Origin of the sequence: Zooshikella harenae (genome assembly GCF_018837975.1) — a bacterium.
Lineage (GTDB): Bacteria > Pseudomonadota > Gammaproteobacteria > Pseudomonadales > Zooshikellaceae > Zooshikella > Zooshikella harenae.
On record NZ_JAGSOY010000025.1, the window covers coordinates 55,717 to 72,695 of the forward strand.

Sequence of the window (16,979 nt, forward strand, 5' to 3'; positions counted from 1 at the left end):
TAATAAGTATTTTTTTATGTCACTGGACCTTGATAGCTACATGGGTTGTATTTATAAACATTCAATGACGTCTACTATGTACGCTTTATTGAAAATAATCGTGAATAATTAGTCATATAGTTAGGTGTAACATAGTTGTTCCAGGTTTGTAGTGATAAGTTTCCAGTAGAATAGGGAGCTTTTCTGCTTCCACTTAAATAAATTGATCTGTATCAATATGTTTACAGCTTTGTCAGACAGAACTCATGCGGTTAATTCCTTCCTAGCAGTGCAACTTCCAGCAAAAAATTCTTATCTTAGTGAGGCAGCCCTTCGTTGGTGTAGCTACTATTTGGTAATAAATAAGGGGAGGGTTAGTGGTATAACGTTATATAGCTGTTAAAGAGTATATTGGCTATGTGTTTGTGAAATGGACTGTTATTGAAGAAAGCAGAGTATAAATAAAAAATGTAACCGTCAGAAAGTACCTCTTTTGAGGTGAAAAAAAGAAAAAAGTTAAGACGTATTTTAAACATTGTAAATTAATAATAGAAATGAAAGTGACTAAGGAGGGGGCAATGAATATGCCTGAAGCTGATAAAGTGATGAATCCACTAGGTACTGATGGCTTTGAGTTTGTTGAGTATACAGCACCAGACATTGTTGGTATTAATGCCTTAAAAAATTTATTTATTCAACTTGGTTTTGTTGAAATAGCTAAGCATAGATCTAAGCAGGTTTGGTTATATCGTCAAGGTGATATTAATTTTATTGTTAATGCTGAGCCCAATTCACAGGCAGAGCAGTTTAGTCATTGCCATGGCCCTAGTGTTTGTGGCATGGCATTTCGAGTTAAAGATGCAGCTCATGCAGTAAAACATGCTGTTGCCAATGGCGCTAAACTTTTTACAGGTAGAGTCGGGCCCATGGAGCTTAATATACCTGCAGTTTATGGCATTGGTGAAAGTACACTTTATTTTGTTGATCGTTATGGTGATCAGTCAATTTATGATATTGATTTTGTTTTCTACGAAAATTGGGAAAATAAATTAAAAGAATGTGATATGGGGTTGACAGAAATTGATCATTTAACTCATAACGTCAAGCGCGGTAATATGAAAGTATGGGCCGACTTTTACGAAAAAATTGGGAACTTTAAAGAAATTCGCTATTTTGATATTGAAGGTAAGTTAACGGGGCTTGTCAGTAAAGCGATGACAGCGCCTTGTGGAAAAATTAGAATTCCTATTAATGAGTCTTCTGATGAAAAGTCCCAAATTGAGGAGTTTATTCGTGAGTATAAAGGCGAAGGAATACAACATATCGCACTTTATACGCATGATATTTATGAGACGGTTAAAAAACTACGTGAACGAGGTGTTGAATTTATGTTTACACCTGATACGTATTACGAAAAGATAAGTGATCGAATTAAAGGTCATGAAGAAAATATTGATGATTTACGATATTTTCGAATTTTAATTGATGGTGCTCCAGAGAGAGACGGGATTTTATTACAGATATTCACTAATACCGTTATTGGTCCAGTTTTCTTTGAAATTATTCAACGTAAAGGAAATGAAGGATTTGGTGAAGGAAATTTCAAGGCGTTATTTGAGTCTATAGAAGAAGATCAAATTCGTAGAGGAGTATTGGCTAATGCGTAAATGGATTAGCTACCCTCGCCAACAAGGCCGCGTCTCTCGCCAGGCACATGCTGATTTCCCTGAGGAAGGCATTTATGAACGAGAGCTGGGGCGTAGTGGTTTTTTTGGTCCAGCCTCACATATGCATCATCGTCATGCGCCTACTGGTTGGAGTCATTGGGAAGGGCCGTTACGTCCACGAGCCTTTGATTGTAATAAACTGAACGCGTTACCAGTGTCACCATGGGAAACACCTGTCTTGTTGCATAATGCCCATTGCCAATATCGTATTTGGAAGTGTGAGCACCCAATGGAGCATTTAGTGCGTAACGCTGATGGTGATGAATTATTATTTGTGCATGAAGGTAAAGGACAGCTCTTCTGTGATTATGGACGGCTTGAAGTGCAAGAAGGGGATTATGTCGTAATCCCGAGGGGGACGATGTGGCGCTTAGAGCCTACTGAATCATTATTTTTACTCATGATTGAAGCGACCAATGATGCTTATGGGCTTCCTGAAAAAGGACTTGTGGGTAATCATGCTATCTTTGATCCTGCAGTATTGGAAACACCAGCCATAGATGATGTTTTTTTACAGCAGCAAACAGAAGACCCATGGCAGGTTCATATCAAGTGCCGTAATCAGGTATCCATTGTAAGTTTTCCTTATAATCCGCTGGATGCTTTAGGCTGGCATGGGGATTTATCTGTTGTACGTTTGAATTGGCGGGATATACGCCCGTTAATGAGCCATCGTTATCACCTACCACCTTCAGCGCATACGACATTTGTCGCGCAGCGGTTTGTGATTTGTACATTTGTGCCTCGTCCTATTGAAAGTGATCCTGGCGCATTAAAAGTGCCTTTTTATCATAATAATGATGATTATGATGAGGTACTGTTTTACCACGCAGGGGAATTTTTTAGCCGCGATAACATAGATAGTGGTATGGTCACTTTTCATCCTGCTGGGTTCACACATGGCCCACATCCCAAAGCCTATCAAGCTGGCCGAGAATACAGCAAAAAGTTTACCAATGAGGTTGCTGTCATGTTGGATACTCGGGATGCATTAGAAATTGGCTCAATGGTGTCAGATATTGAAAATTCAGAGTATGTGAATAGCTGGTTACCCAAAAAATAAAAAAGGATCTTGGATTATATGAAATTAGCTTCTCTCAATAATGGCCTACGAGATGGTCAACTTATTGTTGTTAGTTGTGATTTACAGCACTGTGTGGCTGTGCCTGAAATAGCACCAACCTTACAAGTAGCACTGGATAATTGGACTGAGGTTTTTCCTGCATTGACAGAAGTTTATCAATCGTTGAATGCACGCCAACTGCATAATGAGCAGCGCTTTAACAGTAAAGAGGTGTTATCTCCGTTACCTCGTGCTTACCAATGGGCAGACGGTAGTGCTTATGTAAATCATGTAGAGCTGGTGAGAAAGGCGCGAGGCGCTGAAATGCCTGAAAGTTTTTGGCATGATCCTTTGATGTATCAGGGAGGATCTGACGCATTTTTACCACCAACAGCTGATATACCTGTTGCAGATGAAGCCTATGGCATTGACTTTGAAGCAGAGATTGCTGTTATAACGGATGATGTTGGAATGGGGGTGAAGCCAGAAAAAGCACAGCAGCATATAAAATTGCTCATGTTAGTCAATGATGTATCACTGCGAAATTTAATTCCTGGCGAGTTAGCTAAAGGGTTTGGTTTTTTTCAAAGTAAACCTTCAAGCAGCTTCTCCCCTGTAGCAGTGACACCTGATGAGCTTGGCGATGCTTGGGATGGCCAAAAAATACACCTTAAATTGCATACCTATTTAAATGACAGTTTATTTGGCCAGCCTAATGCGGGAGTAGATATGACATTTGATTTTCCTACCCTGGTAGCTCATGCCGCAAAAACGAGACCATTAACGGCAGGCTCTATTGTAGGTTCAGGTACGGTATCCAACTATGATCGTTCTGCTGGGTCAAGCTGTATTGCTGAACAACGTATGTTGGAAATAATTCAGCAAGACACCGCTAAAACATCGTTTATGAAATTTGGGGATCGTGTGCGAATTGAAATGTTTTTAGATGACGGTCAGTCAATTTTTGGTGCTATTGACCAACAGGTTGTTCAATATAATGTGAATTAAACAGGTAGGAGAAAGTATGAAACTATACAGTTATTGGCGTTCTTCTACTGCCTATCGACTTAGAATTGCTCTTAACCTTAAACAAGTCACTTATGACATCATTCCTGTTCATTTGGTAAAAGATGGGGGTGAGCAGTTTTCTCCTTGGTTTACTGAGTTAAATCCTCAGCAACGAGTGCCTGTGCTGGATACGGGGGAAAATAGTTTAATACAGTCTATGGCGATTTTAGAGTGGCTTGAGGAAACACATTCAGAGCCGCCATTACTTCCTTCTGATCCTCTGGCTCGGGCACAGGTTAGAGCAATGATGCAGTTGATAGGTTGTGAGATCCATCCATTAAATAATATACGGGTACTGCAGTACTTAAGTACAAATCTTCATATTGAAGAGGAGGCCAAGCGAGCTTGGTATCAGCACTGGATTGTTGATGGGTTTACTGCACTTGAAGCATTATTAAAGCAACATGGAGGGCAATATTGCTGGCAAGATCAGTTGACCTTTGCAGATGTAACGTTAATCCCGCAGGTTTACAACGCAAAGCGGTTTCAAGTGGATCTTAAGGCGTTTCCAAGTATTAACAAAATTTACAACCATTGCATTCAGCTTCCTGCATTTAAACTAGCCTCTCCTGAGTCCCAACCCGATGCTGTTTAGGCCGACATTTGTCGGCCTTTCTGATCGTTAGACAGGTAACGTATTCCGTAGTCTTGTTAGACTGTCTTGCATAGTCACAGAAATACGTTGTGACTTCCTTACCCCTTTGCTAGCTTGAACTTTCGTGCTTGTTGTGTGCACGTGTTTTGCATTCTGTAAAAGGTGTGCTTAAAAAAATACGTACATGGAGATAAGTCAATGGCTGTCAACCGACAACGAAATTTTCTATTGAGTGCACTGGTATCACTTACAATTGTTATCATTGCATATGTGGTTGTGATGTATTTTCCAGTGACTGCAGAAATTCGTGATCAACCACTAGATGTAATAAAAGAAGACAGTCATCAAACAAAGTCCTTGGCTCTTAGTGATAAACTTGAAGTTGATCAACAGGTTTCCACAGCACAGAAGACAAAACTTAATTTACCTGAATATTTGCAAGATACCTTGGTTGATGGGAGCTTGCCTGTTGATAGCCAGGGGCAGCTTATTATTAGTCGTGAAATACGTGATTTATTTGATTATTTTCTTTCAGTTCAAGGGATTGAATTGTTAGAACAGAGTGTTAATCGGCTACAACAATATGTTCGCTTACACTTAAGCCCACCTGCTGAAGGACAAGCTTTAGCACTTCTTGAGCAATATTTAGCATACAAGAAAGCATTAGTAGCCCTTGAAAATACTGTAACAGATAGTGGCGACTACCTTGGGATTAAAGCTCAGTCGACGTACGATATTTCGATATTGAATAATCGTTTAATGGTTTTAAATCAGCTACGTCAGCAGTACTTTTCAGCGAGTACCACAGAAGCTTTTTTTGGCAGGGATAATCGTTATGACCAATATATGCTAGAGAGAATCACAATATTACAAAACGAGATGCTTACAGCAGAGCAACAAATGGCTGCGATAAGTGCCTTGAATGCAAGTCTTAGCGATAAAGATAAAAAACTATTTCTGATAGCTGATCCCGTATCTCACAAGAAAGCAATTAATTCGTTAGCAGGGTCAGATGATAGCACGAAGCAAGCATTAATAACTGAATTTGGCAGTGCCGCTGTTGAACGACTAACACAGTTGGAGCAAATGAGAAACCGGTGGCAACAACGTTTAGATAATTATAAGCAGTCATTACACCATATAGTAGAAAGTACAATGGCGGTGGAAGATAAAACGCAAGCAATTGAGTCGCTTCTGCAGCAATCCTTTTCTACAAATGAGCAGGTACGTGTAAAAGCGTTAGTTAAGCATCCTTGATAGATGAGATAAGCTGCGTAAATATTACAGGGGGTGCTTATAATCAGCCGTTCCTCATAGAGTATGATGAAAACTAGTTGGAACGGCTTTGTATAATTATTTTTGGATACAGGTAGCTTGTAAATCAACAGGCATTGTAGCTTCAGCAATCATTTGGCGCTCTTCTACTGTTAATGCTTCATGATTACAGTAACGTTCCCATAATTCGCGCATTGGGTCTTGTGCTGGCTCAACGGTTTCAGTAGCTACAGGTGTGGTATCTACTTGTGCCGCGGGTGGTGATAATTCTTCTGTTTGCCCTGCTGTTGTTGACTGGTTGCTATTACAGGCAACGAGCATAAGCATACTTACTGCTGCAACTAAATATTTCATACTGAGCTCCTTGTTACTAACGAGGTAATACTAAACCGATAATATTGCTTACTTGAAGAAAGGTAGTATGGGGTGAAACGTTGCTTTATTTGACTACAGGTTACAGTGGTACTGCCCCTCGAGTTCATAACGCAACCGTTTTACTTGTCTTTCAAAGAAAGCTTTAAATTGTGTTATACGTTCAGCGCTGTCTATACAGACAGATAAAATAAAAGCCTACCCTATAAACCCACACATATTACGTAAAATGGATAAGGCATAGCGTAAAGCACTGGAAAAAACAGTATAATGCCTTAACCTATCTTCATTCGGCAATCGTCTTGTAATATTTTGTAGACGCCTTCGATATTATTTCTGTGCGCTATATCCATAGCGAAGGATTTGCATTGAATTACATGGGTAGTGAGTGCCAAAGTAATGTAAGGAAAGGGCGGTAGCGATTGGGTTAGTGGATTAACAGGACTTTCATGCAAATTTGTTTTATTTTGGTTGAGCCTCAGCGAGCTGCGAATGTGGGGGCATGTGCTCGCGCCTTAAAAACCATGGGTTTTCATACGTTACGTATTGTGAATAGTCAACAGTATCTAGCTGAGGAAGCACAGTGGGTAGCACATGGTGCAACAGATATCTTACAGGGTGCCCAGCAATTTTCATCTCTTGAGGACGCGCTCAACGATATTGATCTGGTGATTGGCACCTCAACTAAACAAAGAGCAGGTAAGCGGTTTGCTCATTCTCCTAAGGCATTATTTGAGTCGTTATCTGAAAAGCGTCAACTACTCGCTCGGGTAGCAGTTGTCTTTGGCCGTGAAGATCATGGTTTAGCCAATGAGACGCTTAACCTGTGTGATGTACTATCGACCATCCCATTGGCTGTAAACTATCCCTCCTTAAACTTAGGGCAAGCTGTCATGCTGTATGCTTATGAGCTTAGTCCCTTGACTCAATCGCTGCAGTCTGAAGTCAGTTGTAGTGATGCTGCAGAGGGCCAATGGCGGGCACTGCAAGCAAAAGTAACATGCTTGCTTGAGCAACTGAATATCCCCAGCTCAGCAAAGGAGTATCAATGGGTTCGCGAGCGTTTACCTGTTTGCTCTCAAAAGGATATTAACTTTCTGCATACTTTGGTAACGGATGTGATTCGTAAGATAAATCAATAGGTTATCGTCATACCTATGGGTCCTGTTAACGCTGTGGTGATATGCTTTAAGAAAAATTAATGCAAAAGTAAGCGTAGGACCTCATTGCTAATTTACACTATCAACTTGCACTAGAAGCATTTCCTAAGACTTTGTATTAGTTAACTTGATAGCTTTGTAAATGTTAACAAGAGTGTTGACACGGATTAAAAAAATAATGCCATGTTGTAGTTATATTACTACCTTAATGCGTTGTTAATTGTTTTCATATTGGCAGAGAGTTATGAATGGTTTAACCCAGAAAAAGTTTGTTTATAATGTTTCGCGACAGGCTCAAGAGGCAGAAGTTGACATTAACTATGAGATCTATCCAGAAGATCCTAATAAGGCTGTAGTTGTTAATGTAAATATCAACTCAAAAAAAGGCAATGTGAAAGAAACTGAAGTGCTTAGACGAGATGAATTTTATAACTTTGCGCAGAGGGTTAAAAGTATTCTTCGGCGTAATGGGCTGTTTGGTGAGGGATTAATGATCTCCGGCTGGAATAAAGCCTATTTAACGGGGCATGAGTATTATGATATTTATAATAAAATAAAAAGTCAGTTAAACTATACAACACATTCAATCGATTTAAATCGTTTTTTCCGTGCTAAAAAACAGTAATTTATTCTGTTTCCTATTCCCGTTGAAAGCCCTTCAACCTAACAAAACCGCTATGATCACTAGATTATAGCGGTTTTGTTTAATTATTTATTTAGCCATTAATTGTTTTACGTCGTGGACTAATTGATCAATTCGTGTTTTATCGCTGTTCCATGAACATACAAAGCGAGCACCACCTGCGCCAATGAAGGTGTAAATTCGCCATCCTTGTTTGCGTAACTTAATGATAACCTGCTCAGGAAGTGCTACAAAAACCGCATTTGCTTCACAGGGACGTAGTAGGTTTACCCCTGGTATTTCACATAGCTGCTCGGCAAGATAAGCTGCACATAGATTGGCATGCCGCGCATTTTTCTCCCAAGCACCTGTTTTGAGCATACCTAACCAGGGAGCAGAGAGAAAACGCATCTTTGACGCGAGTTGCCCAGCTTGTTTAATACGGTAAGAAAAATCTTCTGCCAGCTGTTTGTCAAAAAATACTATGGCTTCACCAATTGCCATGCCATTTTTGGTGCCTGAGAAGCATAAAACATCAACACCTTGTTTCCAGCTTATTTCGGCGGGTGATTTTCCAAGAGAGATACAGGCATTAGCAAAACGCGCACCATCCATATGTATCTTAAGTCGGTAATGATCTGCTACTTCTTTAATCGCTTGTAACTCATCGATGGTATACACCGTACCTTGCTCTGTTGCCTGAGTAATGCTTATCACTTTGGGTTTGGGGTAGTGTATATCAGTACGCTTACTGGCAAGCTCTGCAATGGATTCAGGACTAAGCTTGCCCTCTGCACCATCCCCTAAAAGCAGTTTGGAGCCATTAGAAAAGAACTCAGGTGCACCGCACTCATCTGTTTCAACATGAGACGTTTGATGTGCAATGACGCTATGGTATGACTGACAGAGAGAGGCAAGCGCTAGGGAGTTTGCTGCAGTACCATTGAATGCAAAGAATACATCGCAATCTGTTTCAAATAATACGCGGAATTCATCACAAGCCTTACGCGTCCATTCATCTTCGCCATAAGCTTCAGCATCCCCTTCATTCGCCAAAAGCATATATTCTAGGGCTTCCGGGCATATACCAGAATAGTTATCACTGGCAAATTGGCCGGGTTTGGTCATTGAATTGACACCTCATAATCTGGAACCCATGCCCTACCTAAATACTTCACTGATTAGTGAGAATTCGATCTATATGTAGAGTTAAGGGTTGGAATTTATGTGTAGTGTCAAAAATAGGGCAGGTTTATAGTTGAAAGCAAGGTTTTTTTATTAAACGGTTGTTTAAACTTAAATGACAGTAGCGTTCTGTATAGTCAGGAAGGAGAGAAGTTGTCTAAAAACCATGTTTTGACATGAGTTCTTCCATCAAGCCGTCCTCTTTAATTTGTTTAAGACCAGCATTAAACAAGGCTAGTTTTTTTTGATAGTCCTCAGCTTTTGTTGAAAAAACAATATAGAGTTTTTTTACCTCAAGTGCGGGGCTCATAAACTCTAGCTCAAGTGAGTACCAGGGGTAACGCGTAGCAATAATGTATTGAGCAACATATTTATCAATGAATATAAGTTGTACACGATCTTTATATAGACGTTTGAGATTAACATTGTCACTAATGGATTCTTCTTTTTTTAGATAATCAGCTTCATCGAACTCTTTAGTATTAATGTAGCCTCGTACTACACCAAATCTATATTCTTTGAGGTCTCTCAGTGCTTTGCTGAGGTTAGTGCGTGGATCAACGGAAAACTTAATGTCTCGATCACGGCGTTTATAAAAACCTACAGGTCCTCCAGGAAAAGGATCAGAAAAGACAAACTCTTTTTCCCTTGCTTTGTCATAATATTCAGGAAAGAGTCCATCAACATGGCCATGCCGTGCAACGTGTAAAGCTCTGGCCCAAGGAAAAAATAGCACATCCACATTGGCGCCTGAGCGGGCAAAGGCTTCTTTTACGATTTCATAAACATAGCCTTTCTCTGGCATATCCTGTCCAATGTAGGGTGCCCAATTTAAAGACGATAAAACAATCGTAGGGCGATCACTGGCATGAGAAAAGCTTATCCACAAAAAAAGAGCGATTGATAATAACGGTTTTATCATAATGCTTTGGTTGGCTATCATGTTAACTAAACATAATAGACACTATTTGTTGAAACTTGAGTATAATGTATGGGTTAAAATCCATGTTTTAGCAAGATTTCTGCAACCATTCCATTTTGCGTAATGTGTTCAAGTCCCTTATTGAAAGCCTCAACGAAAGCTTCATGGTTTTTAGCTTTTTTAGAAAAAGCAATGTGTAGGTTTTTGACTTCAAGTGCGGGCTTTATAAATTCAAGTTCTAATGAATACCATGGATATTTTTTAGCAATAATATAATGAGCGACGTATTTGTCGATAAAAATAATATCCACTTGTTTTTTGAATAAGCGCTTGATATTTAGGTCATCACTAATAGTGTATTGTTTTTTTAGGTAATTGGCTTCATCAAAAGGTACATAGTTGACGTATCCTTCAACGACGCCAAATGTTAGGTTTTTTAACGGTTCAATTGCTTTAGCAAAATTTTCTCTGGGATCACTTGCAAAGGTATAATTATTCTCTGTACGACTATAGAATCCTACAGGACCACCAGGGATAGGATTAGAGAAAATGAAGTATTTTTCACGATTTTTAGAGTAATAGGCGGGGAATACACCATCGGTGTGTCCCTTTTTGGCAAGCTCCATAGCCCTATCCCAGGTTAAAAATATAATCTCTAGTGAGTAACCGCTAACTTTCAATGCTTCACTAATAAGTTCGTAACTGTAGCCGTTGTTAGGTAAAGATCGACCTATATAGGGTTCCCAATTAAGTGAAGTGAGTACAATTCGATCTTTTCCATGGGTATTCAATGACAGGGAAATGCTCAAAGCATACCATAGCCCTATAAATACCTTGCATACGGATTGCATATATCTTTTGTGCACATTTGGTGGATTTAAATATCAAGTCTAGACGATTTCTTGGGGCTACATGAGGATACGCTAGGAGGGATTATGAGTTATACCGCTAGAATGACGCTTTTTGTATTATTGGCCATAAGCATAATGGGAGGGGCTGGTATCGGGTTTTATCATTATTGGCTTGATCAAGCTAAGCCTGTTGAATCTTCGGCTGATATGACTATTGAAGCAGAAAATGAGGAAGTTAAAGTCATTGAGACTGATGAGAGTGAGACTGGGGTAGTTGGTGTAGTGGAAAGTGATAGTAGTGATGTAGATAGTGTCACTCCAGTTGACAATCAAGGTGAAAACAAGCAAGCGTTAAGGGCTAGCCAAAAACATGAAAAAACAGATGCTATTCCAGTTGTACCAGGTGAAGATACAGCATCAAGTTCTTCAATTAGCTACGGTGATGACTCAACACGTATTATTGTTGAGGATGGCGTAGAGTTGGAAGGGCTTGACGTGAAAGCAGAATTACATAATAAAGTGATAAAAGATGATGAAGTTATTCAAATGAAGCCTTAGAGTTAGGGGTTTACATGTCACATTTGTTAAACACGTTTGAACTTAATGCTTGCTTAAGAGATACAAACACCCGAGTAATTGATTGTCGCTTTTCCTTAGCTGATCCTGATTATGGGTTAAATGCTTATAAAAAGAGCCATATTCCTGGGGCTATATACCTTGACCTGGATAAAGATTTATCTGTACCTGTGGTCTCAGGTTTAACTGGCCGTCACCCTTTGCCTCATCCACAAGAATTTGCTGCAAAACTTGGAAGTCTTGGTGTTAGTGACCAGCATACCATTGTTATTTATGATGATGCCGATGGTGCCAAAGCTGCAAGGCTGTGGTGGATGCTACTTTGGTTAGGCAAGTCTGAAGGTGTGTATCTTTTAGATGGTGGGTACCAAGCATGGGTTAACGATGATTTATCTTGCACACCAGTGTTACCAGATTACCCTTCGACTCAGTTTGATTTTGAGTGTAATAGCACGTTGAAAGTGGAAGCTGATGAGGTTCTCAGTAACATATCCTCTGAGCAAATGATAATGCTTGATGCAAGGTCTTATAGTCGCTTTGCTGGTGAAGAAGAGCCCATTGATTCAGTGGCAGGCCATATTCCTGGCGCTATGTGTTGTCCCTATACTGAAAATCTTGATCAGCATGGGAAGTTTCAATCACCAGATGAATTGCTGAAGCGCTTTCAGTATCTAGGAGTGAATAAAGTCACAAATTGTATTTGTTATTGTGGCTCTGGCGTCACAGCATGCCATAATATTTTTTCTATGCAGCTTGCTGGCTTGCCGATGCCAAAACTTTATGCTGGGTCATGGAGTGAGTGGATAACCAACCCTCAACGGCCTGTTAGTAAACAGGATGCAATGATCTCTAATTAAAATTGGGCATTGGTTTGGAAAACATAGCATTTGCTATGTGTTACTATCTTTTACACTTTGAATGGTTGTTGTTAGTAGTACTCAAGTAAATAGTTCTACTTTTAGCTAAAGCTACTGTTAATTGTAGGTTTTCGGGGTTTTGGTCTGATACTTGCCTAAATTAAAGTAGTAGAATGAGTTTCAGGTAACTAACGGACACTAAACAAGAAACGGATTATGAAGACACACGACAGTAATGATACTCAACATCATAGCCCACAGGCTTCTAGTGGCGATTGGCAGCAACTTGCAAGCCGTCGTCGTTTGTTAAAAGCTTCAGCGGCTGCAGCGCCTTTATTGCTTACTCTGCGAAGCGGAGCTGCTCTCGCTGCCAGTAGTGCAACATGTCAGGCTAAACTGGCTAATACTGCAAGCCAGGCTGAAACTATTGTGCGTCCTGGATATGACATTGAAGATGTAAAATGGCTCCGTGCTGAAGCGGTCAAAATAACTGTTATGCACAATCCAGGTAAATCCAATAAGTCACTTGATGCTGGCCAGCAAGTTTACTATGTGGTTAAAAGTGAATATTACCAGGAACAGGCTGGTGGCTTGGTTAAAGTGGCTGATCAGTTGAAAGTACAAAAGCAGCTTGATAAGTGGGAAGAAAACGCAGCGAAAGGGAATGTAACAGTCTTGCGTGAAAATGTCAGAGTGCTGGTGTTTTATGATGACCAGTCAAAAGAGCTTATGGTTGAACGTAATGCGGGTGCTTCGCCAGTGACTGAATCATGTTGGGTTTCTTTATACAATAATCCAGTTGAAAATATTGGCTAATAAGTTGTGAGCGATAATAACGTACTGCTGGTTTGTGTGTGAAGAATTCAAGCGCCAGTCAGGGATGCTGGCAAACAATATCCTCAGAATATCTTCATTGGGCAAGATGGGAATCGGAAACAGTTGTTTTCAACGAGCTTACAGCTGAAACCCATCTACTTAATGATTTAACCCTTGCTATATTATTAATCCTTTATGAATCTCCTCTTAGTTGCTCAATGCTTTTATCACAGCTGTATTCAGAGTATCAGGTTGATTCAGATACTTTGAGCGATGCGCAACTTTCATACCTATTAAATGAACTTGATGAACTTGGTCTCATAGAGCCTGTTTGCGTATGAGATTTTCTGACTTATCCTCATCTACTATTTACCATTACCTAAAAACACAAGGTGTTGTTTATCAATGTGGGCCATTCAATATTCAATTAAAAGCGAATATTCCCTTTTTGGCAGAACAGTTACATGTTTTATTCGCTCATTACCCATTTATTGAGCATGATGTATTAATAGATTTTCGAGTCAACTTAGCGCGGCCATACTCTCATCGTTATTGGTGGAGACCACAGGTGTTATTTAAGACCGCAGAGGGAGATCCAGGGATGGCTCCTTTTCCTCTGGATCACGCATTGCCTATGTTGGAATGGGGAACAAACTGGTGTGTCGCTTCCCAAAGTCATTACTATCTTATGCTGCATTCTGCAGCTGTTGAGTATCAGGGAAAAGGTGTGTTGTTACCAGCCTGGCCAGGTTCAGGCAAAAGTACTCTTTGCGCTGCTTTTGCTATGCGGGGGTGGCGAATGTTATCTGATGAGTTTGGCTTAATTGATTTGGAAACAGGCTTGATTCAACCTATTCCTAAGCTCATTCCGCTGAAAAACCAATCCATAGATGTTATTCGAAACTTTGCGCCTGATGCTGTGATTGGCCCGCTATTTACCAAAACGCGTAAAGGTGATGTTGCTCACTTTCGTCCGCCACTTACTAGTGTTGCTCAAAGTGAAGTACAAGCAAAACCCAGGCTTGTTATTTTTCCTAAATACCAATCTGAAACTCGATTTAAACTAACGGAGGTGACTAAGGCCCAGGCTCTGTTACGTTTAGCTAATAATGCATTCAACTATCAAATTGTGGGTAAGAAAGGCTTTCATGCGGTTAAATCACTAATTGATGAGTCTAATTGTTATGAGCTGTATTTTAACGACTTGGATACAGTGGTTGAAAAACTGCAACAGCTCATTGAATCACTCCCGCCTGAAGAGTAAATGTTATGTATTCATGTGAATCAGCGACACTTTTAAATTTGATTCGCTCACTGAATGACATTCATTATGTAGTGAGCTTAAAAAGTGTTGAGCTAGATGGCTGGCTACAGTTAGCAAAACAGTCTGGGTTATTGGCTACACTTGGCTATCGCTTACAAGATGCGGGATTGCTCTCTACCTTACCTGAAAAAGCAAGGAGAACTATTCTTGGGACAATGCATTTTTCAGGCTATTTGAGCCAAATGGCACAGTGGGAAATTAACCGGCTTCAACGTACACTTAAAGATGTTAGTGATATTGTGCTACTTAAAGGTGCTGCATATATTACCCAGCAAATCCCCGGTTTAAGGGGACGATATCTATCGGATGTTGATATTTTAGTACCTGAAGAACAATTAAATTATGTGGAACAATGTTTATTAAAAGCAGGTTGGGAAAGTCACAAACCACCCTCTGGCTATGACGACTATTATTATCGTCAATGGATGCATGAAATCCCACCACTGAGGCATCGTTTCCGCAGTGTCGATGTTGACTTACACCACCGAATTTTACCTCGTACCAGCAGGCTAAACCCTGATCCTGACCTATTATTGGCTACTGCCCAGTCATGTACTATATCAGGAGTTAAAGTATTGTCTGCTGAAGACCAATTCTTGCATAGTTGTGTTCATCTATTTTATGACTCTGAGCTAAAAAATAGATTACGTGACTTGGTTGATTTAGATGTTTTGTATCGATACTTTACGGAAAAATATGCTGGTTTTGATCAAAAACTTTTAGCCAGAGCCAACGAGCTTGGGGTACAGAGACCATTTTACTACAGTCTTATTCATACTCGATCTATTTTAAAAACACCTATTCCTGATGATTTATTACAATCCATCCAACAATTTAAGCCTAACGTGCTTGTAAACTGTTTAATGAATAAGTGGCTACCTTTAGCGCTTTTACCGGTTGATAGTGGTCCAAGACTGCATAAAATGAACCGTCTATTGGCTATTTGGGGGTTGTATATTAGATCACATTGGCTTCGGATGCCGCCTTTTTTATTAACGAAACACTTATTTATTAAAGCCTGGATGCGCTTGGGTGGAAAAGTGTAAATATTGTTAAGACTAGCAACTAGCCTGCTATTATTGCTTATATAGTTTTTATTATGGAAGTAGTTGTACTGATGCTGGTATGAACAGCAGTAATGAGTCGTTATTGAGCAACCACATGGCAGAGTCAATTTTAATTGTTGAAGATAGTCCTATTGTTCTAAAAATCATGCAGCATTTATTGGAAAAACATCAGATTTTTTTCCCAGTATTTGTCGCAACATATGGCGAAGCTGAGATTTTTTTAGAAAGCCAGGAGCATCCATTTTTTGCTGCTGTGGTTGATTTAAACTTACCTGATGCTCCTCATGGTGAAATAGTCGACTTAGTTTTGTCTTATCAAATTCCTTGTATTGTTTTATCAGGCTCTTATGATGACCAGCGTCGTATTCAATTACAGGACAAAGGTATTGTTGATTATATAGTCAAAGAAAGTCGGGTTTCTTACGAGTTTGTAATTAAGCTTCTTGAGCGACTAGTTAAAAATCAGCATGTAAAGATTTTAGTGGCTGATGACTCGAAGTCTTCGCGATCATTTTGTAAAAAAGCTTTACATTTGCATCTCTATCAAATGTTAGAGGCTGAAACAGGCTTACAAGCCTTAAACATATTACATGAGCAGCCAGATATAAAAATGCTTATTGTTGATTATAATATGCCAGAAATGGATGGTTATGAATTGGTAAAAACCATTCGACATAAAGATAATAACAAATCACTTTGTATTATTGGTGTCTCAGGCATGGAAAGTGGCTCCTTATCTGCCCGTTTTATTAAAATGGGAGCGAATGACTTTTTAAAGAAGCCTTTTTATCAAGAAGAGCTACATTGTCGAGTGATGCATAATATTGAAGAAATGGAATTGATTGCAAAAATTCAAGATACAGCGAACCGTGATTACTTAACAGGTTTGTTTAATCGTCGTTACTTTGTAGCGAAAGCTGAGGAATATTTACAGACAGCATTACAAGAAAATCGGCATTTATCATTTGCATTACTGGATATTGATTTTTTTAAAGGGATTAATGATCGTTATGGACATGATGTTGGTGACCAGGTTTTAAAAAAAATGGGTCTGTTGTTGGCTGAGAAGTTTAGACGTTTTCTTGTCGCTCGGTTAGGAGGAGAAGAATTTTGTATTTTAATGCCTGGCATGGACATTGAACATAGCGCACAGTTACTCTCAGGTTTTAAAAACTACATCAGTGACCAATCCATTGATATTGAAAATGAAACACTGAGTTTTACAATAAGCATTGGTGTTACAGAAAAACTTAAGCCAACATTATTAGAAATGATGACAGAAGCAGATCGGTTGCTTTATCGTGCAAAAGAAGCTGGCCGTAACCTTGTAATTACCAGTGATGCCTATATTGATGCTGACGATGAATAAGTTGATTAATGACAACGCAAGATAAATCTGCATTATATAATGAATAAAACAAGCTTATAAATAGTACCTTTCACCAACTTTTATCAAAATTTAGTCATAAATAACTTGGTTATAATCTTGGATATGGCTTTATTTTGGAAAAGCTATATAA

The 16,979-nt window shown here is 39.4% G+C and carries 18 protein-coding genes; 14 read left to right on the plus strand and 4 right to left on the minus strand.

Annotation, left to right across the window (positions count from 1 at the left end; translation table 11 throughout):
* Positions 1-557: 557 nt before the first annotated feature.
* The 5 genes from hppD (at position 558) to KCG35_RS12235 (ending at position 5,689) form a co-directional block, all read left to right on the plus strand.
* On the plus strand, positions 558-1,646 hold the full coding sequence (gene hppD, locus KCG35_RS12215; protein ID WP_215819978.1) for a 4-hydroxyphenylpyruvate dioxygenase: 1,089 nt from the start codon (positions 558-560) through the stop codon (positions 1,644-1,646).
* Entirely contained in the window at positions 1,639-2,769 is a 1,131-nt protein-coding gene (locus tag KCG35_RS12220) for a homogentisate 1,2-dioxygenase (RefSeq protein ID WP_215819979.1), read from the plus strand. The genes hppD and KCG35_RS12220 overlap by 8 nt, the downstream gene beginning before the upstream one ends.
* A gap of 18 nt (positions 2,770-2,787) precedes the next feature.
* Complete coding sequence (locus KCG35_RS12225) at positions 2,788-3,777, plus strand: fumarylacetoacetate hydrolase family protein (RefSeq protein ID WP_215819980.1); 990 nt, start codon at positions 2,788-2,790, stop codon at positions 3,775-3,777.
* A gap of 16 nt (positions 3,778-3,793) precedes the next feature.
* Entirely contained in the window at positions 3,794-4,432 is a 639-nt protein-coding gene (maiA, locus tag KCG35_RS12230) for a maleylacetoacetate isomerase (protein ID WP_215819981.1), read from the plus strand.
* A gap of 198 nt (positions 4,433-4,630) precedes the next feature.
* Entirely contained in the window at positions 4,631-5,689 is a 1,059-nt protein-coding gene (locus KCG35_RS12235; protein WP_215819982.1) for a lipase secretion chaperone, read from the plus strand.
* Between the two features lie 96 nt (positions 5,690-5,785).
* Here KCG35_RS12235 and KCG35_RS12240 read toward each other — a convergent pair whose 3' ends face one another.
* Positions 5,786-6,061: a hypothetical protein gene (locus KCG35_RS12240; protein ID WP_215819983.1), complete on the minus strand. Its 276-nt coding sequence runs from the start codon at positions 6,059-6,061 to the stop codon at positions 5,786-5,788.
* A 467-nt stretch (positions 6,062-6,528) separates the two neighbouring features.
* Between KCG35_RS12240 and KCG35_RS12245 the strand changes: the two genes are divergently transcribed.
* Together KCG35_RS12245 and KCG35_RS12250 are read left to right on the plus strand one after the other, a co-directional pair.
* Positions 6,529-7,221 (plus strand): tRNA/rRNA methyltransferase, encoded by a 693-nt coding sequence (locus KCG35_RS12245; protein WP_215819984.1) that lies wholly within the window; start codon positions 6,529-6,531, stop codon positions 7,219-7,221.
* Between the two features lie 262 nt (positions 7,222-7,483).
* Entirely contained in the window at positions 7,484-7,864 is a 381-nt protein-coding gene (locus KCG35_RS12250; protein ID WP_215819985.1) for a DUF5064 family protein, read from the plus strand.
* An 87-nt stretch (positions 7,865-7,951) separates the two neighbouring features.
* Here the strand turns inward: KCG35_RS12250 and KCG35_RS12255 are convergent, their stop codons facing one another.
* The 3 genes from KCG35_RS12255 to KCG35_RS12265 all read right to left on the minus strand — a co-directional run bounded on the left by KCG35_RS12255 (position 7,952) and on the right by KCG35_RS12265 (position 10,819).
* Positions 7,952-8,989: a threonine aldolase family protein gene (locus KCG35_RS12255; protein WP_215819986.1), complete on the minus strand. Its 1,038-nt coding sequence runs from the start codon at positions 8,987-8,989 to the stop codon at positions 7,952-7,954.
* Between the two features lie 214 nt (positions 8,990-9,203).
* Positions 9,204-9,968 carry a substrate-binding periplasmic protein gene (locus tag KCG35_RS12260; RefSeq protein WP_215819987.1) on the minus strand — a complete coding sequence of 255 codons (765 nt, stop codon included), beginning with the start codon at positions 9,966-9,968 and terminating at the stop codon, positions 9,204-9,206.
* 74 nt (positions 9,969-10,042) lie between these two features.
* Positions 10,043-10,819 carry a substrate-binding periplasmic protein gene (locus KCG35_RS12265; protein WP_230409167.1) on the minus strand — a complete coding sequence of 259 codons (777 nt, stop codon included), beginning with the start codon at positions 10,817-10,819 and terminating at the stop codon, positions 10,043-10,045.
* A gap of 84 nt (positions 10,820-10,903) precedes the next feature.
* Here KCG35_RS12265 and KCG35_RS12270 point away from each other — a divergent pair, with 84 nt between their 5' ends.
* The 7 genes from KCG35_RS12270 (at position 10,904) to KCG35_RS12300 (ending at position 16,828) form a co-directional block, all read left to right on the plus strand.
* Entirely contained in the window at positions 10,904-11,377 is a 474-nt protein-coding gene (locus tag KCG35_RS12270) for a hypothetical protein (RefSeq protein WP_215819989.1), read from the plus strand.
* A gap of 14 nt (positions 11,378-11,391) precedes the next feature.
* Positions 11,392-12,252 carry a sulfurtransferase gene (locus KCG35_RS12275; protein ID WP_215819990.1) on the plus strand — a complete coding sequence of 287 codons (861 nt, stop codon included), beginning with the start codon at positions 11,392-11,394 and terminating at the stop codon, positions 12,250-12,252.
* 216 nt (positions 12,253-12,468) lie between these two features.
* The gene (locus KCG35_RS12280) at positions 12,469-13,068 is read left to right on the plus strand and encodes a hypothetical protein (RefSeq protein WP_215819991.1); all 600 of its coding nucleotides are present in this window, start codon (positions 12,469-12,471) and stop codon (positions 13,066-13,068) included.
* Between the two features lie 38 nt (positions 13,069-13,106).
* On the plus strand, positions 13,107-13,409 hold the full coding sequence (locus tag KCG35_RS12285; RefSeq protein ID WP_215819992.1) for an HPr-rel-A system PqqD family peptide chaperone: 303 nt from the start codon (positions 13,107-13,109) through the stop codon (positions 13,407-13,409).
* A complete protein-coding gene (locus tag KCG35_RS12290) occupies positions 13,406-14,332 on the plus strand; it encodes an HprK-related kinase A (RefSeq protein ID WP_215819993.1) in 927 nt (308 codons plus the stop codon). The genes KCG35_RS12285 and KCG35_RS12290 overlap by 4 nt, the downstream gene beginning before the upstream one ends.
* A 5-nt stretch (positions 14,333-14,337) precedes the next feature.
* On the plus strand, positions 14,338-15,438 hold the full coding sequence (locus tag KCG35_RS12295) for a nucleotidyltransferase domain-containing protein (RefSeq protein ID WP_215819994.1): 1,101 nt from the start codon (positions 14,338-14,340) through the stop codon (positions 15,436-15,438).
* Between the two features lie 115 nt (positions 15,439-15,553).
* The gene (locus KCG35_RS12300; protein WP_215819995.1) at positions 15,554-16,828 is read left to right on the plus strand and encodes a GGDEF domain-containing response regulator; all 1,275 of its coding nucleotides are present in this window, start codon (positions 15,554-15,556) and stop codon (positions 16,826-16,828) included.
* Positions 16,829-16,979: the final 151 nt, after the last annotated feature.